Genomic DNA, 25,395 nt, shown 5'->3' on the forward strand with positions numbered 1-25,395 from the left:
GTCGTTGGTGCCTAGCATCGCATTCGACCTGCCTTCAGTAAATGGTTCGCTCAAAGCTAGAGGCCCCGATCGGAAATGTCCGCTGGGATCGGGGCCTCCGGAGGCGAACTAAGTCGTGACCCGTGTTGGCTATTCCTCTTCAAAGGCTCGTGGGCGGTACCGCACGAGATCCACGAAGGCTGGTGACGATACAACCCTCGATCCGTAAACAAGAAATGCCGCCCTCATACGTTTTCCGGAGGGCGGCATTTCTATTGAATTAGGCGAAGAATCTATACATTAAATCTAAATTCCACCACGTCGCCGTCGGCCATAACGTATTCCTTGCCTTCGATGCGGACCTTGCCGCGGGACTTGGCCTCAGCCATCGAGCCGGCGTCAACGAGGTCTTCGAAGGACACGATTTCGGCCTTGATGAAGCCGCGCTGGAAGTCGGAGTGGATGACGCCGGCAGCTTGAGGCGCGGTGTCACCCTTGCGGATGGTCCAGGCACGGGTTTCCTTAGGGCCTGCCGTCAGGTAGGTCTGCAGGCCGAGAGTGTGGAAACCGACGCGTGCAAGCTTGTCCAGGCCGGATTCCTCCTGGCCGCTCATTTCGAGCATCTCGCGGGCTTCTTCTTCGTCCAGCTCCACCAGATCTGCTTCAAGCTTGGCGTCGAGGAAGATGGCGTCCGCCGGTGCCACCAGTTCACGCAGCTCGGCCTGGCGGTCCGGGTTGCCCAGGACGGCGTCATCCACGTTGAAGACGTAGATGAACGGCTTGGCCGTGAGCAGGCTCAGCTCGCGCAGGTGCTCCATGTCCAGCTTGTCGCTGGCCACGGAGGAGAAGATCGTGTCGCCGCGCTCCAGCACAGCCTGGGCAGCCTGCATGGCAGCCAGCTGCGCGGCATCGCGCTTCTTGATCTTCACTTCCTTCTCCACCCGAGGGATCGCCTTTTCCAGCGTCTGCAGGTCAGCGAGGATCAGTTCGGTGTTGATGGTTTCCATGTCCGAACGCGGGTCCACCTTGCCGTCCACGTGGATGACGTCGGGGTCATCGAACACGCGGATAACCTGGGCAATGGCTTCGGCCTCACGGATGTTGGCGAGGAACTGGTTGCCCAGTCCTTCACCTTCGGAGGCGCCCTTCACGATCCCGGCGATGTCCACGAAGGACACGGTGGCCGGGAGGATGCGTGCGGAACCGTGGATTTCGGCCAGCTTGGCCAGGCGAGGGTCCGGCAAGGACACGACGCCGACGTTCGGTTCGATGGTGGCGAACGGATAGTTCGCCGCCAGCACGTTGTTGCGGGTCAGCGCATTGAACAGGGTTGATTTGCCGACGTTGGGCAGGCCGACGATGCCAATAGTAAGAGCCACGTTAGTAAATGATACCGGGAGTGGGGCCGGAACTCTCACGGCCCGGAGTGCCCGGCAGCGGTGGCGCGGTCGATCGGTAGCGGTGGCCAGTGGGAGTGGTGGTGTCGACCGTGTGGCTGGCAGAAGCCACCGGGGTGCTTGACGGCGATGGCGGCGGATCTTTCCTGTGCCCCCGGCGCCGGTCCGGATGGACAACGGTCGCCTTCCAACCGGGAGCCTCCTTCGCGTGGTTGCACGCCTCACACAGCCCCTGGATATTGGCCACCTCCGTAGGACCGTCGTCACGGCGCGGCCGGATGTGGTCCTGGTGCCGGATCGGCGCATCACACCACGGGGTCCGGCAGGTCTGGTCCCGGACCGTGACCAGACGGGCCAGGGACGCCGGCACGAACCGGGCCTTGGAATCCATGGCCAGCAGCTCCCCAGAACTTGGGGCAGTGTAGACGCGGCGGACCCAGATACCGGCAGGGTCAGACGAGTTGTTCGAAGAATCGCCCGAAGCGTTATGTGAGGGCGGCTTCCCCAGGTTCCCGACTCCCTTACGCACCAAATCCCTCGCCCACGGTGCTGGAACCACCCCGTACCCGGCCAAGTGCGCAGGCTCCCGGTCTCCGGCCAGCAGGGTTCGGTCCGTCATTACCAGCTGCACTTCCACCGGCACCTGCTCAGCCTTTGCCTGGCCGGTGATGCGTTCAACCATCGTGTCGGCCATGATCTGGCCCCGGCCACGGGCATCGCCCCGGGCCCGCAACGAATCCGCAGCACGGCTCAGTGCCGCATACACCGCAACCCCCTGGGCCACCGGCAGCAGACCCGTCAGGTAGGTCATGGTGTCCGGAGCCGGACGGCAGGACACAAACCGGTCCGCCTCCGCCTTCGCCGCCCGCCGCACCAACGCGGCCTGATCAAGCCGGTACGTGATCTTCCGGATCCTCGCTATCAGGCGCTGATCCCCCAATCCGTCCAGCCCGGCAGGATCCCCGGCGATTTCCTGATCTACCAGTTGCCGGTCCTCCACGGATAGGCAGGCGGTCTCGCGGACCAGCAGGGTCGCCCGCCACTCACTAATGTGGCCTTCCGAGAACGCTTTGAGCGTGCACGGCATCTCCTGGGTCAAGGCCTTCGCGAAGCCCAGGATCCGGCCGCCGCGGGCCGGAGACTCCCGCCGCGCCAACGCCACCTGCGCTCCAACGCCCACACCCTGTTTCTCCGCGGGCAGTCCGGCCCGGGCATGAGCCGCACGCACGGACACGTCCAACGCCGCCGCGGCACGGGCCTGCGCCGCACACGCAGCAGCCTTCAGCTCCTCCAAAGCACGGAGCCGGTCAACAAGTTCCGCATCGGAATCAGCAGCAATCGCGGCCAGGGATTCCTCGGAGGCGAGCGCCCGGGACCAAGACGCCACCTCGACAGCAGACGAAACCTCGGCCGCAGAGGCCGCGTCCGAGCTTGGAGCATCTTCGGCTATGCGAGCTGAAAGGACCGCGAACCGCTGTCCAGTCGCTGGCGACCACGCGGGCGAGGTTGCCGGCGTCTTCCGCTTCGCCCCTGCCTCAACAAGAGCGGGGACAAAGGCCATGGGTGCCGCAAGTCGGGAAAAAGACGCGACGTCAGGACCGGGTACGTCAGTATAAAAGGAAGCCGCCGCTTCCAACGATTCGAACATGTGTTCGATAGTAACTGCGGCCCAAGGCCGTAACAACGGGTGTTTTCGAGCCTGTGGACAAAGTACTTGGATGAACGGGTACGGGCTTTCCGGCGCGTCGTGGAGCGTCCGCTGGACCGTATGATCCGCGTAAATCTGCGGCGTTGAATGCCGCAGTCCTGGGACGGGGACGGCGGCCCGGTTGCTTACCTTACGGGTCAGGACCCGCAGGAACCAGCTCAGGCAGGCCCAGTGGGAGTCACCGCCTCACTAAGGGCTCTCACAACCCCCGTCCCCAGCCCAGCCCCGCGGAACCGAACCTACCCCTGGACGTCGTCCCCGCGGCGTCGTCCGCCCAGTCCGCGGGAGGAGTCGCCCATGGCCTTCAGCGTGGCGCGGATTTCCTTGGGCAGGGAGAACATGATGTCCTCTTCGGCCGTCACTACTTCTTCGACGTCGCCGTAGCCGTACTGCGCCAGCAGGTGGAGCACATCCTGCACCAGGTTCTCGGGAACGGAAGCACCTGAGGTCACACCTACGGTGGCCACGCCCTCGAACCAGCTTTCGTCCACCTCGTTGGCGAAGTCCACTCGGTAGGAGGCCTTGGCTCCGTATTCCAGCGCCACCTCGACCAGCCGTACGGAGTTGGAGGAGTTGGCCGAGCCGACCACCAGCACCAAGTCCGCCTCGGGGGCGATCTTCTTGATGGCCGCCTGGCGGTTGGAGGTGGCGTAGCAAATGTCGTCGCTGGGCGGGTCCTGCAGGGACGGGAAACGCTCGCGCAGCAGGTTCACGGTGTGCATGGCTTCGTCCACGCTCAGCGTGGTCTGCGACAGCCAGATGACCTTATCGGGGTCCCGCACGGTGACCTTGTCCACGTCTTCGGGACCGTTGACAATCTGCATGTGTTCCGGCGCTTCGCCGTACGTGCCTTCGACCTCTTCGTGGCCGGCATGTCCGATCAGCAGGATGTCGAAATCGTCGCGGGCAAAGCGCACGGCTTCGCGGTGCACCTTGGTGACCAGCGGGCAGGTGGCGTCAATGGTCTGCAGGTTCCGGTCCTTGGCGGACTGGACAACGGCGGGCGACACACCGTGGGCGGAGAAAATCAGGCGGGCGCCTTCGGGCACCTCGTCGGTCTCGTCCACGAAAATGGCACCCTTTTCCTCCAGGGTCTGGACCACGTGGAGGTTGTGCACAATCTGTTTGCGGACGTAAACGGGCGGCCCGTAGGCTTCCAGCGCCTTCTCGACGGCGATGACCGCGCGGTCCACTCCGGCGCAGTAGCCGCGCGGTGCCGCCAGCATCACGCGCCGGGGCCCGTAGACGGGAGCGGCTGCAGCCACTTCATCGGGGGTGCGGCGCCGCCGGGGCACGGTGGGCATAGGCACGGAGATTACAGTGCTGGTCATGCACCCATGCTATCGGGTATAGCTGTCCTTCCCGGGCCTTCACACCGTGCGTACGCTCACAGCGTGACCTACCGCCGCGAGCCGCGGACCACCCGTGCCAGCAGTCCCACCACCAGCGCGGCAACCCCTGCGAGCATCAGCCCGATGGTCCAGGTGCGCATGCTGTCTGTCACCTGGCCGGCGAAGGCCTCGGCAAAGGAAGATGCCACGGCGCTGCCGAACTGCTGAGCGGCAACCCGGTCCGGGAACATCCCGGCAGCCAGCCACAGCACCGCCCCGGCGAGCGCCACGCCCAGGCCGATCAGCGCAAAGGTGGTGGAGCGGCGCCGGGCAATCAGCAGGGCCAGGATCCCCGCCACGCCTGCAGCCAGGGCAAGGACCGGCCAGGCCTCCCCGGCACGCTGGACATTGGCCAACAGCTGCGCCCGCCCCGCGGCACTGACCTCCACCGGCACCTGCTCGGGCGCCGGAACGTCCACATTCAGTTCCCCGCCCACGCTTCCGGTGACCAATGACACCAGGGGTGCGACGTCGAGGGTCAGCGTGCCTGCCGCGGCCGACCCGCCGTCCTCGGCGAAGGTCAGCGCATGCGAGCGGCGCAGGGTCTCGTTCCAGGCCTGCGGATATTCCGGCAGCGCCTGGACGCCTTCGACGGCGGAGGTGACCAAGGGCTCCACCATTCCCGCCAGCGGGCCGGGAAGGTCCACGGATTCCGCGGCCCGCGCGGAAATCGCCGCAGCGAGTTCCTGCTGGAGCTGCGCGTCTTCGGCCAGCGGCTCCCCCAGGGCGGCAAAGCCGTCCTCCGACGCCACGTTGGTGTTCAGCCATGCTCCCGTGAAGGCAGCTGCGGTGAGCAGGACCGCCAGCAGTCCGAATACCGCTGAGGCGAATGTGCGCATAAATTGCTTCCTTGTCCGTTGCCGCCGGCCGCCTGCGAAAACGCGGCCGGAACCGGACCGGGGGATGCACCTGATAGACATTAAGCCTGTGCCGGTTTTCCATCCCGGCCCGAGAGCCAGTTCCAATCCACCGCGGGAGCATCCAGATGCAAGACGACAGCGGACCTTTGAGTCCCGAGAATACCCCGGAGAAGACAACCCTGCCCGCAACGGCCGCGCAGACCACCCCCGAGAACCCTTGGCCGCTGGCGCTGCTCTCCAAGAACCTCAAAAGCTACATTGACCGCGCGCCCGCCACCTGGGTGGAGGGCCAGGTCATCGAACTCAACCGCCGCGCCAACGCCTCCTACATCACCCTGCGCGACGTCGACGCCGAGGTCTCGCTCTCGCTGACGGTGTGGAGCACGGTGATGAACAGGCTGGAACTGCCGCTCGAGCGCGGGGCCCGGGTGGTGGCGCAGGTGAAGCCCGACTTCTGGGTCAAGACCGGCCGGCTGTCCATGCAGACCCGCGACATCCGCCCCGTGGGGCTGGGCGACCTGCTGGCGCGGATTGAACGGCTGCGGCATGCCCTGGCGGCCGAAGGCCTGTTCAGCGAGGACCGCAAGCTGCCGCTGCCGCTGCTGCCGGGCAGGATCGGGCTGATCACCGGCCGGAACTCCGATGCCATGAAGGACGTCATGCGCAACGCCGCGCTGCGCTGGCCCGCCGTCGCCTTCGAGGTGCGCGAGGTCGCGGTCCAGGGCGTGAACGCCGTGGCCGAAGTGACCCGGGCGCTGGCCGAGCTGGACGCCATGGCGGAAGTGGACGTGATTGTGATTGCCCGCGGCGGCGGTTCCCTGGAGGACCTGCTGCCGTTCAGCCATGAGGACCTGGTCCGGGCTGTCTCCGCGGCGCAGACCCCGGTGGTGAGCGCCATCGGCCACGAAGCGGACCGGCCCCTGCTGGACGAGGTCGCCGACCTGCGCGCGTCCACGCCCACCGACGCCGCCAAACGCATAGTGCCCGACGTCGGCGAGGAACTGGCCCGTGTGCGGCAGTCCCGGGCGCAGCTGAGACGGATACTGACCATGCTGGTGAGCCGGGAAACCGACCGGCTGAACCACATCCGCTCCCGCCCCGTCCTGGCCGCACCGCAGTCCATGGTGGAGCGCCGGGAGGAAGAGATGTCCCGGCTGCGTTCCCGGGCACTGGCATCCGTTACCGCCGAGGTGCGCCGGGATGCCGACCGGATCGGGCACCTGCGCGCGCAGGTGCGGGCCCTGTCGCCGCAGAACACGTTGGACCGCGGCTACGCCGTCGTCCAGCTCCAGGCAGACGGCAGCGTGGTCCGCGACGCCGCCGCGGTCCCGCCGGCGGCACGCCTGCGGATCCGGGTGGCCGTGGGCGAACTGGCCGCCACCGAGGGCGCCTGACCGGGCAAGCCGTCCGCGCGCCAGCCCAGCCAGCTTTCAAACCAGCACCGAGAAACAGCAGAGGACAAGACATGAGTGAAACACCCGCAGTACCGGCCGACATCGAAGCCATGAGCTATGAGCAGGCCCGCGACGAACTGGTGGCCGTGGTTGGCCGGCTGGAAACCGGCGGCGCCAGCCTGGAGGAGTCGCTGGCCCTCTGGGAGCGCGGCGAGCTGCTGGCCACCCGCTGCGAGTCCTGGCTCGAGGGTGCCCGCAAGCGCCTCGACGCCGCCCGGGAGCATGCTGCCGGCGAGTAGGCCTTAGGGCTTGTAGCTGCCCAGGAACTCGGCCAGCCGGGTCATGGCGTCCTCGATGTCTTCCACGCTGGGCAGGAACACCATCCGGAAGTGGTCCGGACGGACCCAGTTGAAGGCCGTCCCCACGGAGATCAGGATTTTCTGCTGCTTGAGCAGGTCCAGGGCAAACTGCTCGTCATCCTTGATGGGATAAACGTCCGGATCCAGGCGCGGGAAGAGGTACAGCGCGCCCTGCGCCGGTTCGCAGCTGACCCCGGGGATGTCATTGAGCATTTGGTAGGCCTTGTCCCGCTGGGCGCGCAGCCGCCCGCCGGGCAGGATCAGGTCGTTGATGCTCTGGTAGCCGCCCAGGGCGGTCTGGATGGCATGCTGGGCCGGCACATTTGCGCACAGGCGCATGTTGGCCAGGAGATTAATGCCTTCGATGTAGTCCGCAGCGTCGCGCTTCGGGCCGGAAATTGCCATCCAGCCGCTGCGGTACCCGGCTATCCGGTAGGCCTTGGAGAGCCCGCTGAAGGTCAGGCAGAGGACATCGTCGCCGGTGAGGGCGGCGGAGTTCACGTGCACGGCGTCGTCGTACACGATCTTTTCGTAAATTTCGTCCGAGAAGATGATCAGGCCGTGCTTGCGGGCCAGTTCCACGATCGACTTCACCACGTGCTCCGGGTACACCGCGCCGGTGGGGTTGTTCGGGTTGATCAGGACAATGCCTTTGGTCCGGTCCGTGATCTTGGCGGCGATGTCGTCGACGTCGGGCCACCAGTTCCCGGCCTCGTCGCACATGTAATGCACCGCGGTGCCGCCGGCCAGGGAGACGGACGCCGTCCACAGCGGGTAGTCCGGAGCGGGCACCAGGATCTCGTCACCGTTGTTCAGCAGCGCCTGCAGCGACAAGGTAATCAATTCGCTGACCCCGTTGCCGAGGTATACGTCGTCGACGTCGATGTTGTTGATGCCGCGGCCCTGGTAGTACTGCACTACGGCCGTACGGGCGGAAAAGATGCCGCGGGAATCGCTGTAGCCCTGGGCTGTGGGCAGGTGGCGCATCATGTCCACCAGGATCGCCTCGGGGGCTTCGAAGCCGAAGGGCGCGGGGTTTCCGATGTTCAGTTTCAGGATCCGGTGGCCTGCGGCCTCCATCTGCTGCGCGTGCTGCAGCAAGGGTCCCCGGATGTCATAGAGGACGTTGTGGAGTTTGTGCGACTGCTTGAATTCGGCCATTTCCTTAGGATGCCATAAGCCGGCGCCCCGGCAGCGTATGTTTCGCTGCCGGGGCGCCGGGGTGGAACAAACAGGGGCGGACGGATCAGGCCAGGCCCTTTTCCTCCAGCCAGTCCTTCGCGGCTTCGCTCGGATCCAGCTTCTGGTCGCCGCTGACAGCCTGGTTCAGGGCGATCAGGTCCTCAGTGGTCAGCTGGGCCGACACCTTGTCCAACACCTCGCGGGCCTGGTCATTGACCTGGTCATCGGCAACGAGCGGAATGACCTGCTGGGCCGGCCAGTTCTGCTTCGGGTCCTCCAGCACCACCAGGCTGTTTTCCTCGATGGCCGGGGTGGTGGTGAAGATGTCCGCCACCTGGATGTCGCCCTTGAGCAGTGCATCGACGGTCAGCGGCCCGCCGGCGTCACCGATGGCGGTGAACTCCTTGAACTCGCAGCCGTACTTGTCCTTCAGGCCGGGCAGGCCCTGCGTGCGCTCGGCGAACTCAGCGGGGGCCCCGAGGGTGAGTTCCCCGCAGACCTTGGCCAGGTCCTCGATGCTCTCCAGCTGGTATTTTTCCGCGGTGGCGGCAGTGACCACCATGGCGTCCTTGTCTTCGGCGTCGGAGGGCTCAAGGACCACCAGGTTCTCCGGCAGCTTCTCCCCCAGCGCGTCCACGATCTCGCCGGGATCCACCAGATCCGTTTCCGGGTCCACGTTCACCAGCAGTGCCCCGGTGTACTCGGGGATGAGGTCAATCGAGCCGTCTTTCAGGGCCGGAATGTAGACCTCGCGCGAGCCGATGTTCAACTTGGTTTCGGCAGGGATGCCTGCGGCGTTCAGGGCACCGGCGTAAATTTCGGCGATGGTGCTGCTCTCGGGGAAGTCGGCGGAACCGACTATCAGCGTTTCGGCGGAAGCGCTGCCGGAGGCGGCTGCCGTGCTTTCCTCCTGCAACGGGTCCCCTCCCCCGCTGCAGCCGGCCAGGGCCAGGGCCAGTCCGCCGGCCAGGACAGTCAGGGCCTTACGCCGGGATGCCCGGGTCGCGTGCTGCTTCATGGTTTTCCTCCTTGTGCGCCGGCAGCGGGTCCTCCGCTGCCGGTCGATGTGCCGGCCGCCTGGCGGCGGCCGAGTCCAGTGGGGATCAGAAAGCGTGATCCCAAGGCAATCACGGCATCAACGGCGAGCGCCAGCAGGGCGATGACCACAGCACCGCCGAACACCCTTCCGTAATCAGCCAGGGCCAGTCCGTCGATCAGGTAGCGGCCCAGCCCGCCCAGGTTGATGGTGGCGACGACGGCGGCGGTGGCGACCACCTGCAGGGCCGCGCCGCGCAGTCCGCCGAGGATCACCCGCATGCCGTTGGGAACCTCCACCCGGAACAGGACCTGCGCTTCGGTCATGCCCAGGCTGCGGGCGGCGTCGACGACGCTGCGGTCCACGGAGGCGACGCCGGCGTAGGCCCCGGCCAGCAGCGGCGGGACAGCCAGCAGCACCAGGGCCCAGATGGGCGGCATCAGCCCCAGCCCGGCCAGCAGCACGAACAGGGTGAGCATGCCCAGGGTGGGCAGGGCACGCAGCAGCCCGGAAACGGCCACCACCCCTACCTGTCCCCTGCCGGTGTGCCCGATGACCAGGCCAACAGGCACGGCAATGACGGCGGCGATCAGCAGCGCCAGGCCGGTGTACTGAAGGTGCTCCAGGACCCGTACCGGGATGCCGGCTGCCCCGCTCCAGTTGGCCGGGTCGGTCAGCCACTCCCAGCCCTGTCCCAGCGCATTGGTGCTGGTGTAATCGGTGTGCGGAACAGCCACGGTCATGCTCCCTTCAAAGCGGCTTCAGGAGCCGCCGCCAGGGGTGCCGGGCGCGGTGCCTGCCCCGGTCCGCTGCGGCCGTGCGGGCCGCCGGAAGAGCGGGAACCCTTTCCCTTGCCGGCACGCAGCCACGGGGTCAGCGAACGCTGCAGCAGGACAAACACCATGTCCATCACGAGGGCCAGGACCAAGGTGGCGAGGATGCCCACCACGATCTCCGTCACGAAGTAGCGGCGCAGCCCGTCGCTGAAGAAGAAACCGAGGTTTTCGACGCCGATCAGCGCGCCCACGCTGACGATGGAAATGTTGCTCACCGAGACCACCCGCAGCCCGGCGATCAGCACCGGAACGGACAGCGGCAGGTCAACGGTCAGGAATCGGCGCAGCGGCCGGTACCCCATGGCCACGGCGGCCTGCCGGACGCCGTCATCCACCGAATCGAAAGCATCAATACCTACCCGCAGCATCAGTGCCACGGCATAAATGGTCAGGGCGATGATGATGTTGGCCATGTCGAGGATCCGGGTCCCCAGGATGGCCGGCAGCGTGACGAACAGTGCAAGCGAGGGAATCGTGTAGAGCAGGGAACCTGCCGAGAGGACAAAGCCGCGGATTTTCGGCCGCCCCCGGACCAGCTGGGCCACCGGCAGGGCGATCAGCACCCCGATCAGCAGGGGCAGCACGGCCTGGTACAGGTGCAGGGCACTGAGCCGCAGCACGTCGTCGAGATGGGCCTGGAACCACTCCATGTCAGCTGCCGCTCCGCGCGAGCCTGGCCGCTTCGATCAGGGCCAGGACTTCGGCCGCCTTCACCACGCCAACGGCCCGGCCGGCACCGTCAACTGCCACGCCCAGGCCCGAAGGCGAGGACAGGGCAGCGTCCAGCGCGCGGCGCAGGCTTTCACCTTCGGGATAGAGCGAACCCCCGGGCACCAGATCCCCGGCACCGGTGACGGCGGTGCGCCCGGCTGCCGGCACCCAGCCCAACGGTGCGCCGCCGGCATCTACGCACAGTGCCCAGCCGTCCTGGACCTGGAAGGCGGGGTCCTGCAGCTGAGCTACGTCGACCAGCTGCACCGGGTGCACGGGCACCGCGTCCCCGTTCTGGAAGGACAGGTGCCGGAAGCCGCGGTCGCGGCCCACAAAACCGGCCACGAAATCGTCCACCGGCGCCCGGAGGATCTCCTCGGGAGCGGCGTACTGGGCCAGCCTGCCGCCGATGCCGAAAACGGCCACCTTGTCCCCCAGGATGGTGGCCTCGTCAATGTCGTGCGTGACGAACACGATGGTCTTGGACAGGTCCTGCTGCAGGCGCAGCAGTTCCTCCTGCAGTTCGGCGCGCACCACCGGATCCACCGCGCTGAAGGGCTCGTCCATCAGCAGCACGGGCGGATCCGCGGCAAGGGCACGGGCCACGCCCACGCGCTGCTGCTGGCCGCCGGACAGCTGCCCCGGATACCGGTCCCCCAGGGTACGGGCCAGTCCGACGACGTCGAGCAGTTCCGCGGCCCGGCGGCGGGCCGCTGTGCGTGAGGTCCCGTTCAACCGCGGCACGGTGGCCACGTTGTCCAGCACGGTGCGGTGCGGCAGCAGCCCCGAGGACTGCATCACGTAGCCCATGGAGCGGCGCAGCTGCGCGGCCGGCACATCCGATACGTCCCGGCCGTCCACCTCAACGGTGCCCGAAGTGGGTTCCACCATCCGGTTGATCATGCGCAGCGACGTGGTTTTGCCGCAGCCCGAGGGGCCGACAAAAACGGTGATCGAGCCCCGCTCGATGTCCAGGTCCAGGTTGTTGACGGCGGGCGCGGCGTCCCCGTAGGTCTTGGTCACCGCGCGGAAGCGGATCATGGGGGTTCCGGCAGGGCTGCCCGATGCATGCCGGCCGGGAACAGCGGGGTCTGGCGGCGGGGTCATGGTGCGTGCCTTCCGTGGGGTGCCATGGCATGGGAATGCCGGATTCAGGAATGCCGGGTTCAGGGACGCCGGGCCCAGGAATACCAGGCCCAGGGATGCCGGTGGGTTGGCAGCTCGCGGCGTGCCGTGAAGCATCACGGTATTTCACAGGTGCGGGGTGCGTCCAGCAGGGCGGGCATCCGGCGTGATGGGCGGAGTGAGGGGCGGTGCGGCGGAGAGCAGGCGCAATCCGGCATCCACCAGCCCGGTTCGCTCCAGCGTACTGATGCCCTCCAGCGGAAACCATGCGGCTTGGTCAGTGCTTCCGCCCGTTTCATTGCGCAGTTCTCCGCCTTCGGGGCTGGCCCGGTAAATGATCCGCAGTGCGTGCAGCAGCCTGCCGCTTTCGCGGTGCAGGCGTTTCTCCGTGGGGATGAAGATGCTGTCCACTCCCAGGAGGCCCTCGAGCCGGGCGTCATAGCCGGTTTCCTCGCGGACCTCCCGCACTGCGGCTGTGGGGGCGTCCTCCCCCAGTTCCAGCCCGCCGCCGGGCAGTGTCCAGCGCGAGTTGCCGTGCTCGTTCCAATGCGCCAGCAGCAGCTGGCCGCCGCGGATGATCACGGCGTACGCGCCCACCCGGACGTCGAATTCGGCGGCGGCCATTTCAGCTCTCCGCGCCGGTACTGCGGGCCTGGTTCGCCAGCAGATACGCCACACCGAACACAGGGTCCCCGGAAAGGAAGCGGATATCGGTCAACCCGGCTGCGGACAACCGGTCCCGCAGCAGGTCCTGCAGCAGCGGCTGGTGCGTCCCGAGCCCGCCGCCGATCACCACAGGCCCGGCGGTCTTCAGGAGGCGGGCGACGTCGAGAATGGTTCCGGCGAGGTATTCGGCGGCAGCGTGCACAATGTCGGCTGCAGCCGGATCTCCCGCCCGCGCCGCCTCGAAGACCAGCCCCGCTTTGCCCGCCCAGTAGCGGCGGTCAGTGGAGCCGTGGAACTTTCCGATGAGTTCGGCCGGCTCGGCCACTCCGCAGGCCGGCAGCAGCGCGTTGGTCAGCGCATCCGGTGTCCGTTCGAGGTCGCTGTGCCGCAGCACGTGGCGGACAGCTTCGCGCCCCACCCAGTAGCCGCTTCCTTCATCCCCCAGGAGGTAACCCCAGCCGCCGGAACGGGCCTGACGGCCCGATGCGTTTATCCCCCAGGCTACGGAGCCGGTGCCGGCGATGACGGCAATGCCTTCGGCGGCTTCCCCCGCAGCGAGGATCAGGCGGGTGTCGTGGATAACCCGGACGACGGCGTCGGGCACGTGTTCGGCGATCAGCGCCCGCAGCGCGGCCTCGTCTCCGGGAGTGTCCACTCCGCCGGAACCGGCCACTACCGTTTCCACGCCGTCGGTGCCGAGCTGCGCGAAGATTTCCGCGAGGGCCGCCCGGGCCGCGTCCACGGAAACGTTCTGCACGTTGGCGCTTCCCGTCCGGGCCTCGGCCGTGACGGTGCCGTCCTGCAGCCGGATGCCGTGTGTTTTGGTGCCGCCGATGTCGAGGCCGATGGCAATGCCGTCGGCGGGGTTGGTGCTGGGGAGAACATGCATTCGTCCAGCCTACTTTCCCGCCGGGATCCGGCGAACCGGCGCAGGTGTCAGCGGGCGTGCGTGCGCCGTGCCCGCCGCAGGCTCAGGACGGCCAGCGTGAGGCAGGCGGCGGTGATGATGCCGGAGAACCAGGCCACGGACGGCTCCAGTCCCCAGATGCCGCCGGCCGCTCCGAGGCCGAGCACCGGCAAAGCGCTGCCCAGGTAGGTGATGACGTAGACGGTGCTGATGATGCGGGCATGTTCGGCAGCTTCCACGGCGGCGGCGACTTCATTGAAGACCACGCGGAAGGCCATGCCCTGGCCGAATCCGGCGGCCAGGCAGGCAACGGTCAGGAGGACCAGGCTGCCGGTGGCCCCGGCCACCGGAATCAGCGCAATGCCCAGCCCCATCATGGTGAGGCCCACCGGTGCGGTAAACCTTCCGCGGATGCCGGTGAGCTGGCTGACGGCCGACGCGCCCAGGGCCAGCGCAGCCAGCAGGCCGATGGCCGGGCGCCAGGTGGTGCCGGCAATCGAGGAGAAATAGGTGGGGGCCAGCGAAAGGCAGAACCCGAAGGCGGCGAAGCTGAGGAACCCCGTGATGGAGGCAATCCAGAACTGTGTCCGCGCCCGGTGCGACACGGCGGGCTTGCGCGGCCGCAGCATGGCCAGCGGCCGGCCCTCGCTCAGCGAAATGGCGGGGCGGGCCTTGAGCAGGCACAGCGGAACCAGCAGGGCGGCGAGGACGGCGGAGTGGATCAGGAACGGCGTCATGGTGGGTGCCGGCAGCAGCGACAGCACGCCGCCGATCACCGGGCCCGCCGCCACCCCGCCAGCCGACACCAGCAGCGTAAAGCGGGTGGCCCATTCGGGCTTATGCGGCAGCAGTTCCCGCAGCGCGGCGGAGCTGGCTCCGGTGGCCAAGGCCACGGAAGCACCCTGCAGGGCGCGGCCCGCCATCAGGGCGCCGACGCCGGTGGCAGTGCCGAAGACCAGTCCCCCGGCGAGGGAAACGACGCCGGCCACCACCAGCGCGGCGCGGCGGCCAATGTAATCGGACCAGTGGCCCACCAGCAGCAGACCGGCCACCAGGACCAGCACGTAGGAGGCAAAGGCGAGCGTAACGCCGAAGTAGGACAGCCCAAGGGAGTCCCCCAGCAGCGGATACAGCGGGGTGGCCAGGTTGGCGCCGATCAGCAGGGTGCTCATCACCGCCAGCGTCAGGATAAGCCGGGGACGTATGGCGGCGTCCCACTCCTTCCGGGTGGTCCGGGCGGCGGGCTGCATGCGCAGCTCACTGAGCACTGTCACTGGGTACTTCCGTCCTATTTGTAGCTAATGCTCCTACAGGATGAAGTGTCAGCGACCAGTCAGTAGAGACTAGAGTGAACATTTGATTGATCTGCTCAATATGACCGCCCCACACTGACCGGAGATGCGCTAAATGGCCAATCTGGACGCACTGGACCGCCGCCTGCTGCTGGAACTGGTAAGGGACCCCCGGGTCCAGATCAGCGACCTGAGCGAAAAGCTCGGCGTAGCCCGCAACACTGCGCAGAGCCATGTGCGGCACCTGATGCGGGCCGGCGTCATCCGCCCGGCCGGGCGCGACGTGGACCTGTCCCAGCTCGGCTACGACGTCCAGGCCTTCGTGACCATTGAGGTCACCCACCGCGAACTGGACGGCGTCATTGCCGGGCTGCGGACCCTGCCGCAGGTGTTGGAGGTACACGAAATATCCGGCCGCGGAGACGTGTGGTGCCGGCTCACCGCCACCGACACCCAGCAGCTGCAGCAGGCCCTGCGGTCGGTGCTGCGGATCAAGGGGGTCATTCGGACCGAAACCGTGCTGGCCCTGCATGAGCACATTCCCTACCGCACCGAGCCGCTGCTGGAAAAGCTGGTTCCGCCCCGCGAGTGATCCCTTCCCTGCCCGGCGGCGCGCGTTGCCTCCGGTCAGCCTTGCGCCGTCCGCAGCAGCTGCCGGGCGGTCTCCAGCCTGAGACGGGCCTGCTGGACGCGGCTCGTTCCGCGCACCGGGCGGGAGCCGGCCACCAGCGTCAGCACCACTCCGGCGGTCCGGGCGGCCAGGGATGCCGGATCAACCGCTTCTTCGAAGACCAGCCGGTAGCGCAGCAATGTTTCGCCCAGGTGCGGCAGGTGCGGATGGGCAGCCGCAAGGACGGACAGGTGCCCCATGATGCAGGCCAGGTCATCGGCGCGTTTGCCCGGACCCAGCCCGTCCACGTCCAGCAAACCCGTCACCTCGGAACCGGTGACCAGCAGGTTTCCTTCGTGGAAATCCCCGTGGACGGGCACGGTTGGACCGGCCGGGGCGGACACCAGGACCTCCTGGATGCCAGCTGCCAGTTCCCGGATCCGGCCTTCCTCGGCGGGCAGCACCGCGGCCGCGGTGCAGGCATAGTCACCCGCCCGCTCCGCCCAGGCATGCCGGTGCGGAAGCTCCAGTGCGGCAGCGGGAAGCTCATCCAACAACTGCAGAAGGGTCTCCGGTGCCGGGATAGCGGTCCCCGCCGGGAGTGCAGTACTTGAGGCCAGAAGGCGGAAGAGCGAGATGCCGGCCAGTCCGCCCAGGGCCACCGCATCACCGGCGTGCACAGGGGGCACCGCAAGGAGCGGCGGCACGGGAAGGCCCGCCGCAGCGAGCAGCTGGTGCCGCTGCCTCAGTCCCGGCAGCAGCGGCTTCGGCAGGAGCTTCAGGTAGGCCGTACTGCCGGCATGCTCAGCCCGCACCACGGCCCGGCGCAACGGCCGGTAAGCCACCAGGGACAACCGGGCCGGGCTGCCGGTTCCGAAGACGTCCTGACCCACGGCCCCGGCGTCCACGGCCCAAGGCAGTGACGCCAGCACCGGGTCATGCGGATGCAGCCACATGCGCAGGTCCAGTCCGGCGATCCGTGCCCGGGTAAGGCCCGGGGCGGTATCCATGGCTGTGACAGCGGCAGTGGTAACCCCAATATGGAGGGTCAAGTCATCCGGCCCGGTTTTGCTGCCGGGGTTCCCGGTGCCGCACCGGACGCGGTAGAGGGCCGAAACTGCTCCTCCGGGACGGTGGTGGCTGCGCAGGTGGGCCCATTCCCGCAGCCGCAGTCCGCGGTCTGCCAGCATCTGCTGAAGAGGCCCGCGCATGGCCGCACCGGCAAAAACTGCCACGGCGTCGGACGCCCGGCCGGGACCGGAACTCCCGGATGCCATCGCTGGGCCGCGTGCGGCGCTAGGCCCGCCGGCGCTGCAGAACGTCGTCGAGGTTGATTTTGCCGGTTTCCGGCCGTTCCTGGGCGGCCGGAGCCGGGACAGCGCCCGGGCGCAGCGGAGTCTTCGTGAGGGGACGAGGGGGCTCGGGCAGGGCAATGGGTTCGGGCGCGCGGCGTTCAGCCTTGGGCGCGTCCACGTAGATCGGCTTGGGAACCTCCACCGGCTGCCACGGGGTGGTGCCGGGCTTGACCGGCTGAGCCGCAGCGGCCACCTTCAGGGCCTCCGCGCGCAGTTCCTCCGCAGTGAACGGGGCAGGAGCTGTCGGTGCTGCGGCGGCGGGAGCTGCTTCGGCGCCCGGGGCGGTGTCCATTTCGGTCGAAACGCCCGTTTCCGTGGAAGCACCGGTGTGAGGGGAAGCGGCGGATTCACGGTCGAAGAGGACGGTTTCTTTCTGTGGTTCGGCTGGTACTGCCCGGGCGGCGGTACCAACTGCTGCACCGTCGGCGCTGCTGTCCTGAACGGCTGCACGGTTCTGCGGCAACGGACCCATGGCGGCACGGAAGGCGTTCTCCATCCGGCGGCGGCGGTCCCGCAGCGCGAGCGAACGCAGGGCGGACACCACCACTGCCGTTACGGCAAGCCCGGCCACCGGCAGCAGCCAGGAAACCGAGGTGACGGCTGCGAGGACCGCACCCAAGGGAATGGCCAGCAGCGCAATGAACCCGACAACCGCCAGGACGGTCCTGCCGGTCCGGATCCGCAGGGGCGCCGCCGACGTCGCACGCGCCGTCGTTCCCGGCTCCCGGCCGTGTGGGAACCCGCCCCCGCTGGGTGTGTGGCTGCTGGTATTCATGATGTTCCCCTGGAACCCTGTGCCCGGCGAGGCGGGCGGTCGGACGGTGGTGACGGCGGCGGCGGAGAATCCAGCCGCCAGCGATTCGGCGGCTGGTCGCCGGAAGAAATAGGGACCCACCCAGAACAGCCACAGCGCCACGGCAAGTGCCAGCGCCAAAGAGCTGTTCAGGGAGCTGTTAAGAGGGAAGTCCACATCTACGACGGTAGAAGCTCCCGGGCACCGGCCCCCGCATTCAGTGCGGTGTGTCGGCGTGTCCGGTGTGAAAAAAGTTGCCTAACCGTGCCGGCGGGCATTCCACCGGTTCAAGAGCCCCTCCGGCACTTCCTCCGCGGTCAGGGCAAAACTGCGGTGGTCGGTCCATTCTCCGTCGATGTGCAGGTAGCGCAGGCGCATTCCCTCATCACGGAAACCGAGTTTTTCCACCACCCGCAGGCTGGGCCGGTTCTCGGGCCGGATATTGATTTCCATCCGGTGCAGGCCCAGTGCGGAGAAGCAGTAATCAGTGGCCAGGGCGACGGCGGTGGGGACAATGCCGCGGCCGGCACGCGCCTGGTCCACCCAGTAGCCCAGCGTAGCCATCCGCGCGGATCCCCACACAATGCTGGAGACCGTCAACTGCCCCACGATAGCCGGAGCGCGGGCAGGATCCTGCCGCTCGGTAATCACGAACGGCAGCGCGGAGTCCTGCCGCGCCTGCCTATTGAGGCTGCGCACCATCTCCCCATAGGTGGGCGGTTCGCCGCCCGGTACGGGATTGGTCGCTTCCCAGGGACCGACCCACGCTGAATTGCGTGCACGGACGTCAGTCCATTCACGCCGGTCGCGGTGCCGGATCGGCCGGAGCACAACGTCGTCGCTCTCCAGCCTCACCGGCCACGCAGGACCCTGCATCGCGGGTTCTAGGCTTCGAACGTACCGGTGAAGTCCTTGAGCCACTCGCGGAGTCCGGGGCCCAGGTCCTCACGCTCGGAGGCCAGGGTCACCACGGCCTTGAGGTAGCTCATCTTGTCGCCGGTGTCGTAGCGGCGTCCACGGAAGACCACACCGTATACACCCGCGCCTTCTCCCTCGGCGGAAGCAAGGGTCTGCAGTGCGTCGGTCAACTGGATCTCCCCGCCGCGGCCCGGGCCGGTCTGCTCCAGGACCTCGAAGACGGAGGGGTGCAGCACATACCGGCCGATCACGGCCAGGTTGGACGGGGCGTCAGCGGCGTCTGGCTTTTCGACAAGCTCGTTGACGCGGACGTAGTCCTCGCCTTCCACTACGGTGATGTCGGCGCAGCCGTAGGCACTGATCTGCTCGGGGTCGACCTCGATCAGGGCAATCACCGACCCGCCGGTCTTGGCCTGGACGGCCACCATCTGTTCGAGCAGCTCGTCCCGGGCGTCAATGAGGTCATCGCCCAGCAGGACCGCGAAGGGCTCGTCGCCCACGTGCAGCTTTGCGCGCAGCACGGCGTGGCCCAGTCCCTTCGGGTCGCCCTGGCGGAGGTAGTGGATCTCGCCGAGCTCCGACGCTGCACGCACCATTGCGAGCTTGTCGAAGTCGCCCTTGTCTTCCAGGGTCTTCTCGATGAACGGCACGCGGTCGAAATGGTCCTCGAGCGAACGCTTGTTCCGTCCGGTGATCATCAGGATGTCCGACATGCCCGCGTTAACGGCTTCTTCAACCACGTACTGGATGGCGGGCTTGTCCACCACCGGGAGCATTTCCTTCGGCATTGCCTTGGTGGCGGGCAGGAAGCGGGTACCGAGACCAGCGGCGGGGATTACGGCTTTGGTTATGGTGGGGCGCGACGTCGTCATAGTCGTAAGACTACCCAAGTGTGCTCAGGTTGCACCAAATAAGCGTGCTATTGGGACAATAGGCCTTATGCGCCAACTGACAAAGGACCAGGCACGGCAGGAATTCCTGCAGAACCGCCGTGGGCTGACGGATGCCGAGCGGACCGCAGCGGCCCGTGGCCTCGCCGTCCGGGGCTTGGACGGCGTCTGCGAGCTGCTGCCCGCCGGCGCTACGGTCGCCTGCTACCTCTCCGTTGGCACCGAACCGGGAACCGGCCTGCTGCTGCCGTCCCTGCACGGAGCCGGCTTCCACGTGGTGGCGCCGGTCTGCGAACCCGGCCGCCAGTTGTCGTGGTGCTCTTGGACACCCGGTATCGACATGGTGCCCGGGATCTATCCGAACCTGATGGAACCGGCCGGACCGCGCTACGCGGCCGCCGATCTGCCCGGCCTCGACCTGGTGTTTGTTCCCGCACTTGCCGCCGATGACGCCGGGGGCCGGATGGGAAAGGGCGGCGGCTATTACGACCGGTTCCTGGCGCAGCTGCGGGCCGACGGCAACGCAGCACCCGCGGTGGCCGTGGTCTTCGAGCAGGAATTCGTCCCTGCCGGCACCTTTGAAACAACCCCCCTCGATGCGGCCGTGGACGCTGTGCTGACCCCTGCTGCTTGGCGGAAAGTACCGGTTTAACGCATGTATACTTAGCACTCAAGGCCATAGAGTGCCAAGGAGGATTACAGAGTGCCCACGTACGCCTACGCCTGCAAGGACTGCTCCCATTCGTTCGATATCCAGCAGTCCTTCAGCGAAGATTCCCTGACGGTCTGCCCCGAATGCGGCGGCCGTCTTCGCAAGAAATTCAACAGCGTTGGAGTTGTTTTTAAGGGATCCGGTTTCTACCGCACCGATTCCCGCGACGCAGCTTCCTCCGTCCCGGCTGCACCTGCCAAGGCCGACGCCGGCCCGGCGCCGGCCGCCAAGGCCGAAAGCGGCACTTCTTCCGCCGCGGCAACCTCCTCCCCCGCCTAGGCCGACCCCGCCTCCACAGCAGGCCTTCCCTCCGCGGGCGGGCATCGCCGCCACCCCGCCGCTCCCCCGGCGCCTTTGGAGGGCCGCACCACGCCTAGCGTGGCGGCATGCCTTTTCGACGCCGGATTGTTCCCGGCCCCCCAGGTTCCGCCCCGTCTCTTTTCACCGGCGACCGCGCCGTGGGCGTGCATCCACACAGCCGACGACGACGCCTGCGCCGCTTTGTCGCGCGCCGCCGCAGGCTGTTGGCTGCCCTGGCCTGCTGCGCTGCTGCCGGCGTCGCGGTCCAGGCACTGATTCCGCCGGACGCGGAGCGGACCGTGGTGGTCCGTGCCGCCCGGGACCTGCCGGCCGGCGCGGTGCTGGAGGCCGGATCACTGGCAACTGCCAGCATCCCCTCCGAAGCTGTTCCGCCCGGCGCCCATGACACTCTCGAACCGCTGGTGGGGCGGCGCCTGGCCACGCCGCTGTTACGGGGCAGTCCCGTTACTGAAATCTCGCTCGCCGGTTCGGGACTGCTGGCAGGGGCACCACCCGGCACGGTTGCCGTCCCCCTTCGCCCGGCTGATCCTTCGGTGCTCGGCCTGCTGGGGCCGGGTCAACTGGTCACCGTGGTGGCGGCGTCCGGCGAGGCGGACTACAGCGCGGGCGCGGCAGCGCAGGACAGTACTGCGCAGGACGGCGCTGTGGTTCTTGCTACGGCGGTTCCGGTGCTGTGGGTCTCCGGCGCCTCCCCCGGGGCAGGTTTCCCCGGTGCCGGCTCCGCAGCCGGCGACTGGACGGCAGGCGCCGGCGAAGGCCTGGTGGTGGTTGCCGCCGACCGTGAGGACGCGGCCCGGCTTACTGCGGCGTCCGGAACCGGCGGGATATACCTGGTCCTCACGGGAGGGTAGCCCCCCGCGGGCGGAAGGGAGTCAGCCCCAGTGCGGCGGCCGCTGCTCCAGCAGCCAGGAGTCACGGTCCTCCGGACCATCGCCCCACACCCTGGGATCGTCCTCCTTGGCCTTGAAGGGAACCAGCCCTGATGGCCCGATCGATCCTGCACGGCGGTTGCCCCGCCGGCGCGGTGCCGCATGCTCCGGCGACGGCTGCTCGTTGCCGTCACCGGAACCGTGCGGCTCCTGGTGCTTCATCACTGCTTCATTCTCCTTGCGTGCTCTCCGGAAGGGATCCGGCCCTCCGATCGCGCATCCGGCTGCTGCCGTGCGGGGTCACCGTGACGGTGGCGCTGCCGCCCGGCTGCGTGCCGGTGCTGCCGGCCGCCGCTCCGCGGTTCACCGGCTGCGGTGCCGCATTGTCCGTTTCGGGCAGGCCCAGGTAGCGGCCGACCAAGTCGGCGCAGGCCGACGGATCGCTGAAGACCTCAATGGTCCACAACGGCATGTACCGCCAACCGCGGCGCTCCAGCAGCTGCGGACGCAGGCGGCTGCGTTCCCGGACGGACATGGCCCGGTACCGGTCCGTGCCGTCGGACTCGATAGCCAGCGGAACCGACATGCTGGCCGAGTCTCCGGCCAGGGGCGCGGCCGCGACAATGTCGATGGCGCCGTCGTAGTGGTCCCACACCTTGGCGCCCCGTCCGCGCAGGCGCTCGACCAGGTCCGCGACCAGCGGGTCCTCTTCCATGATGCCACCGGTTGCCGGTCCTTCCACGGCCTTGGCCGTTTCCGGCTCCAGTTCGCGTTTGATCAGTTCGTAGAAGTCCAGCGCTCCGTATCCCAGCCGGGTCCGGTCTAGGTCCGCCGGCTGGAAGCAGGTGAGTACATGCTGCTTGTAGCGGGCGCGGGTCATGGCCGTGACGAATTTCTTGCGTCCGTCCGGTGCCGAGAGAGGGCCGAAGTTGTGCAGCGCACGGCCGTGCGGGGTGCGGCCGAAGCCCAGGGAGAAGATCACGCAGTCGCGCACCATTCCCACGGCCCGGTCCACCGGAACCACCCGGAAGGACTCGGTTTTGGCGGTGAAAAAGTCAGCTGCCCAGGGGAAGTTGGCCATTTGTACACGGATGGCCTCGGCTACCCGGACGGCATGGCGCGGGCTGGCCGTGATAACGCCCAGGGAGTGGTGCGGGCGGCGGCGGATGTGTTCAAAGACCAGGTCGACCACGCGGTTGACCTCGGCCGCCACGCTTTCCACACCCTCATGGTCGGCACTGGGCATGCCGGTGCCGTCGGCCAGGTATTCCACGGACAGGGAACGGTGGCCGCTGGTGACCTCTTCAGCGCTCGGCACCATGGAGAGCCGGCCGTCATAGAAGGAGTCGCTGAGCTGGCGCAGCAGCGCCTTGTCAGTCCCCCGGTACACAGTGGACAGGGTTCGGGTGGGCAGCACACGCTCCAGTGCGTCAAACGCACTGAGCAGTTCAACGTGCTGCAGCGGCGCCCCGGCCGGTTCCACACCAATGGTGAACGGCCGCGGTCCGCCCAGCCAGCTGTCGCCGAAGGCAATGACCTGGGAGGCGCGGGCCAGGGCGGGCACCGCGGACTGCAGGCTGGTGGACTCGGCATCCAGCAGGACCACCGTGTCGAAGCGCCGGTCCTCGGGCAGGACCATCGGCAGCACCAGGGGGCTGGCAGCCCACACGGGCAGCAGGGCCGAGACGAGTTCCTCGGACTGCTCGCAGAGGCTGTCCAGGGACAGCTCGCCGTCCTTGATCAGCTCGCGCAGCTGGTTGGCAGCTCCCGCGGAGCGGTCGACGCCGGAACGCCAGCGTGAGGCCAGGCTCCAGCGCAGGCGGGCACTGCCGGAGGCGATGTGGGCATTGTCCGCGAGCCGGTATTCCGCTTCCAGGCGGCGCAGGCTGTTGCCGTCGGACATGGCCAGGTAATCATCACCGCTGATCATGGCTTCCAGCGCGGACTGCCACCAGGCCAGTTCCAGTTCATAACCCACGTGCTTGGGCTGGACCTGCCGTTCGGCCAGGTCATCCAGCAGTTCGCCCAGGCCCTGGGCCCGCATTTCATCCAGAAGCAGGGTGCGCTCGGGCAGCGTTTCCAGTGTTTGGCGGTCCCCTGCCAGCTCGCTGAGCTGTTTCTCCAGCTCATCCAGCTGCAGGGAAGCCAGGTCAGGGTGCAGCGGCGTCTCGGCCAGGATCCCGGTCAGGGTGTCCAGCTGGTTCTTGACCAACACGTAGGACCGGTTGATCTCCGCCAGGCCGGTGGGTACCGAGGGGTGGCGCTGGGTGGTGGCGTACCGGGTCCAGGTGGCCCGCTGCTGCTGCACTTCGGTCAGGGACGCGTGCAGGTCCGAGATGTGGACGCCGGGACGCACATATTCCTTGGCCACCCGGCGCAGGCGGGAACGGGTCATCGAGCTCATGTCGATTCCGCGCTCGCGCCGCCAGGAAGAAGAGGCGGTGGCGGAAATCAGGTCGGTGACCGGGCGGTCGAAAATATCCGGCGTGAACTTGTCCAGGCTTTCGCGCACGGCGACCAGCAGTTCCAGCTGTTCGCCCCACTGTGCGAAGGTTTCGCCCAAACGGATTTCGGAGTGCTCGGCTACGTCTTGGACCTTCGCGCGCAGGGCGGGCAGATCCGTGGCAAGGGTTTGGGTCAGCGCGTAGGCTTCTTCGGTTTCCTTGCGGTTGAGCAGCTTGGCACCGTACCAGGGGCTGGTGGTGGCCGCGCGGCTGAAACTGCCCAGTTCGGCGGCCCGGCGCAGGCGTCCGGTCAGCTCAGTGCGGTCCGTGATGCTGTCCAGCACGCTCCGCTTGAGCCGGACGGTGGTGGCCGGCGCGGGGCTCATGCTGGTCAGCTCCGCCAGGGACTGCATGGCCTGGTACGGCGAGCAGCCCCAGCGGCGGCGCACGTTGTGCAGGGACTTGACGTGGTCCCGCAGTTGGTGCCGGTTTTCGAGCAGGACCTTGTGCAGGCCCGCTACTTCCGGGGCCTGGGCTTTCTCGTTGCGCACGATGGCCCGGATCAGCTGGTCCTTGAGCTGCTGCTGGGTGAGGCCTGCGTTGACCTGCAGGACCAGGGAGCCCAGCTGCAGGGCATCGAGTTCGGACACGAACTGGTTCAGGGTGCCGCGGCGTTCGGCGACCACGAGCACTGACTTGCCCGCGTTGGCCAGGGCCGCGACGGCGTTCAGGGCCGTTTGGGTCTGCCCGGTGCCGGCCGGAGCCGAGACCACCAGGGACTGCCCGGCATTGACCAGGTCCAGGACTTCCTGCTGCTGCCGGTCCGCGTCGAGGATCAGCAGTTCGTCTGCGGGGTCGCGGTCGTCCAGCGGCGGCAGGTCCAGCGGCCGGGCGGAGGCCGGCGCGGCAGAACCGTCGCGGGCGGCGTCGATCAGCGCGCGGAGGATCGGGTGCGCGGGGTCCAGCGCCGGGTCCTCGGCGAGGTCCGCGAGGTCGGCGAAGGTGGATACCAGCAGCCGGTGCTCGATGTTGATGCCGCGGACGCTGCCGGTGACGGCCCGGAGCCGTTCCAGCACCGGGTGCGGATCGAAGCGGGCGGTGCCGTAGGCCAGGCGGGTCAGGGCGTCGACGTCGATGTCCAGGCCCTGTTCCTGCTGCAGGTGGCGTACCAGCGCGGGGTTCAGTGCTGCCTTTTCGGTCAGCTGGAGTTCGTAGTCATCCTGGGAGGCATGGATGGTCAGGGCCACGGGGGTCAGCAGCACCGGCGCGGTGAGCGACTCGGGGCGCAGTGCCTCGTCCGAGGCGTACCGCCAGGAGGCGGTACCGGCGGCCATGTACCCAACGTCGATGCCGCGGTCGGTGCCCAGCTCGTAAATCTTGGCGCGAAGCAGGCGCCCGGCCTTCATGGCGGCACCATACTGATCCGGGTCCCGCAGCAGCGTGGACAGGCGGGTGCGGCGGCCGGCCAGCAGCTGGGCCAGGCCGGAGGGATGCGCGTGCGTCAGGTCGATGCTGTTCGCGGCTGAGGGGGTGAAATGCAGCAAAGTGTCCGTTCCGGCGTGCTGTCCCAATTGTCCCAGCCACGGCAGCAGGAAGTCCGAGGGATTCTCCCCGGTATTCTGCTCAGACACTAGTGCCCT

General features: G+C 67.8%; 24 protein-coding genes. 6 read left to right on the forward strand and 18 right to left on the reverse strand.

Features of this window, described 5'->3' with window-relative positions; all coding sequences use genetic code 11:
* Positions 1-272 precede the first annotated feature (272 nt).
* The 4 genes from ychF to QNO06_RS12745 all read right to left on the reverse strand — a co-directional run bounded on the left by ychF (position 273) and on the right by QNO06_RS12745 (position 5,314).
* Positions 273-1,358 carry a redox-regulated ATPase YchF gene (ychF, locus tag QNO06_RS12730; protein ID WP_227913589.1) on the reverse strand — a complete coding sequence of 362 codons (1,086 nt, stop codon included), beginning with the start codon at positions 1,356-1,358 and terminating at the stop codon, positions 273-275.
* A gap of 1 nt (position 1,359) precedes the next feature.
* A complete protein-coding gene (locus QNO06_RS12735) occupies positions 1,360-2,763 on the reverse strand; it encodes an HNH endonuclease (protein ID WP_284162463.1) in 1,404 nt (467 codons plus the stop codon).
* A 560-nt stretch (positions 2,764-3,323) separates the two neighbouring features.
* Entirely contained in the window at positions 3,324-4,415 is a 1,092-nt protein-coding gene (locus QNO06_RS12740; RefSeq protein ID WP_227912914.1) for a 4-hydroxy-3-methylbut-2-enyl diphosphate reductase, read from the reverse strand.
* A gap of 68 nt (positions 4,416-4,483) precedes the next feature.
* Positions 4,484-5,314 carry a hypothetical protein gene (locus tag QNO06_RS12745; RefSeq protein ID WP_227912909.1) on the reverse strand — a complete coding sequence of 277 codons (831 nt, stop codon included), beginning with the start codon at positions 5,312-5,314 and terminating at the stop codon, positions 4,484-4,486.
* A 146-nt stretch (positions 5,315-5,460) separates the two neighbouring features.
* On the opposite strand from QNO06_RS12745, the gene xseA reads away from it, so the two are divergent.
* Positions 5,461-6,729 (forward strand): exodeoxyribonuclease VII large subunit, encoded by a 1,269-nt coding sequence (gene xseA / locus QNO06_RS12750; RefSeq protein WP_227912907.1) that lies wholly within the window; start codon positions 5,461-5,463, stop codon positions 6,727-6,729.
* A 71-nt stretch (positions 6,730-6,800) separates the two neighbouring features.
* A complete protein-coding gene (locus QNO06_RS12755; protein WP_227912905.1) occupies positions 6,801-7,028 on the forward strand; it encodes an exodeoxyribonuclease VII small subunit in 228 nt (75 codons plus the stop codon).
* A 3-nt stretch (positions 7,029-7,031) separates the two neighbouring features.
* Here the strand turns inward: QNO06_RS12755 and QNO06_RS12760 are convergent, their stop codons facing one another.
* From QNO06_RS12760 to QNO06_RS12795, 8 genes are all read right to left on the reverse strand, one after another.
* Positions 7,032-8,249, reverse strand: coding sequence for a pyridoxal phosphate-dependent aminotransferase (locus QNO06_RS12760; RefSeq protein ID WP_227912903.1), 1,218 nt, complete (start codon positions 8,247-8,249; stop codon positions 7,032-7,034).
* An 85-nt stretch (positions 8,250-8,334) separates the two neighbouring features.
* Positions 8,335-9,288 carry an ABC transporter substrate-binding protein gene (locus tag QNO06_RS12765; RefSeq protein WP_227912902.1) on the reverse strand — a complete coding sequence of 318 codons (954 nt, stop codon included), beginning with the start codon at positions 9,286-9,288 and terminating at the stop codon, positions 8,335-8,337.
* On the reverse strand, positions 9,285-10,049 hold the full coding sequence (locus QNO06_RS12770) for an ABC transporter permease (RefSeq protein ID WP_227912900.1): 765 nt from the start codon (positions 10,047-10,049) through the stop codon (positions 9,285-9,287). Before QNO06_RS12770 ends, QNO06_RS12765 begins: the two co-directional genes overlap by 4 nt.
* Positions 10,046-10,792, reverse strand: coding sequence for an ABC transporter permease (locus tag QNO06_RS12775; protein WP_227912898.1), 747 nt, complete (start codon positions 10,790-10,792; stop codon positions 10,046-10,048). Before QNO06_RS12775 ends, QNO06_RS12770 begins: the two co-directional genes overlap by 4 nt.
* A gap of 1 nt (position 10,793) precedes the next feature.
* A complete protein-coding gene (locus tag QNO06_RS12780) occupies positions 10,794-11,894 on the reverse strand; it encodes an ABC transporter ATP-binding protein (protein ID WP_227912962.1) in 1,101 nt (366 codons plus the stop codon).
* A gap of 210 nt (positions 11,895-12,104) precedes the next feature.
* On the reverse strand, positions 12,105-12,602 hold the full coding sequence (locus QNO06_RS12785) for an NUDIX hydrolase (RefSeq protein WP_227912896.1): 498 nt from the start codon (positions 12,600-12,602) through the stop codon (positions 12,105-12,107).
* Position 12,603: 1 nt separating this feature from the next.
* On the reverse strand, positions 12,604-13,533 hold the full coding sequence (locus QNO06_RS12790) for an N-acetylglucosamine kinase (RefSeq protein ID WP_227912895.1): 930 nt from the start codon (positions 13,531-13,533) through the stop codon (positions 12,604-12,606).
* A 47-nt stretch (positions 13,534-13,580) separates the two neighbouring features.
* Positions 13,581-14,825, reverse strand: a complete 1,245-nt coding sequence (locus tag QNO06_RS12795) for an MFS transporter (RefSeq protein ID WP_227912894.1) — start codon at positions 14,823-14,825, stop codon at positions 13,581-13,583.
* 133 nt (positions 14,826-14,958) lie between these two features.
* Between QNO06_RS12795 and QNO06_RS12800 the strand changes: the two genes are divergently transcribed.
* Positions 14,959-15,435 (forward strand): Lrp/AsnC family transcriptional regulator, encoded by a 477-nt coding sequence (locus QNO06_RS12800; RefSeq protein ID WP_227912892.1) that lies wholly within the window; start codon positions 14,959-14,961, stop codon positions 15,433-15,435.
* 35 nt (positions 15,436-15,470) lie between these two features.
* On the opposite strand, the gene QNO06_RS12805 is transcribed toward QNO06_RS12800, so the two are convergent.
* The 4 genes from QNO06_RS12805 to galU all read right to left on the reverse strand — a co-directional run bounded on the left by QNO06_RS12805 (position 15,471) and on the right by galU (position 19,391).
* Positions 15,471-16,730, reverse strand: a complete 1,260-nt coding sequence (locus QNO06_RS12805) for a phosphotransferase (RefSeq protein WP_227912891.1) — start codon at positions 16,728-16,730, stop codon at positions 15,471-15,473.
* Positions 16,731-16,749: 19 nt separating this feature from the next.
* Positions 16,750-17,778, reverse strand: a complete 1,029-nt coding sequence (locus tag QNO06_RS12810) for a hypothetical protein (protein ID WP_227912890.1) — start codon at positions 17,776-17,778, stop codon at positions 16,750-16,752.
* A gap of 81 nt (positions 17,779-17,859) precedes the next feature.
* Positions 17,860-18,477, reverse strand: coding sequence for a GNAT family N-acetyltransferase (locus QNO06_RS12815; RefSeq protein ID WP_227912888.1), 618 nt, complete (start codon positions 18,475-18,477; stop codon positions 17,860-17,862).
* 8 nt (positions 18,478-18,485) lie between these two features.
* A complete protein-coding gene (galU, locus tag QNO06_RS12820) occupies positions 18,486-19,391 on the reverse strand; it encodes a UTP--glucose-1-phosphate uridylyltransferase GalU (protein ID WP_227912886.1) in 906 nt (301 codons plus the stop codon).
* A 67-nt stretch (positions 19,392-19,458) separates the two neighbouring features.
* Here galU and QNO06_RS12825 point away from each other — a divergent pair, with 67 nt between their 5' ends.
* From QNO06_RS12825 to QNO06_RS12835, 3 genes are all read left to right on the forward strand, one after another.
* Entirely contained in the window at positions 19,459-20,061 is a 603-nt protein-coding gene (locus QNO06_RS12825; RefSeq protein WP_227912885.1) for a 5-formyltetrahydrofolate cyclo-ligase, read from the forward strand.
* A gap of 51 nt (positions 20,062-20,112) precedes the next feature.
* Complete coding sequence (locus tag QNO06_RS12830) at positions 20,113-20,400, forward strand: FmdB family zinc ribbon protein (protein ID WP_227912884.1); 288 nt, start codon at positions 20,113-20,115, stop codon at positions 20,398-20,400.
* Positions 20,401-20,507: 107 nt separating this feature from the next.
* Positions 20,508-21,293 (forward strand): RcpC/CpaB family pilus assembly protein, encoded by a 786-nt coding sequence (locus tag QNO06_RS12835; RefSeq protein WP_227912882.1) that lies wholly within the window; start codon positions 20,508-20,510, stop codon positions 21,291-21,293.
* Positions 21,294-21,314: 21 nt separating this feature from the next.
* On the opposite strand, the gene QNO06_RS12840 is transcribed toward QNO06_RS12835, so the two are convergent.
* Together QNO06_RS12840 and QNO06_RS12845 are read right to left on the reverse strand one after the other, a co-directional pair.
* A complete protein-coding gene (locus QNO06_RS12840; protein WP_227912881.1) occupies positions 21,315-21,536 on the reverse strand; it encodes a hypothetical protein in 222 nt (73 codons plus the stop codon).
* 4 nt (positions 21,537-21,540) lie between these two features.
* Positions 21,541-25,386, reverse strand: a complete 3,846-nt coding sequence (locus QNO06_RS12845) for a DUF4011 domain-containing protein (RefSeq protein WP_331461475.1) — start codon at positions 25,384-25,386, stop codon at positions 21,541-21,543.
* Between the last annotated feature and the right edge of the window lie 9 nt (positions 25,387-25,395).

This window comes from Arthrobacter sp. zg-Y20 (assembly GCF_030142075.1).
Classification (GTDB): domain Bacteria; phylum Actinomycetota; class Actinomycetes; order Actinomycetales; family Micrococcaceae; genus Arthrobacter_B.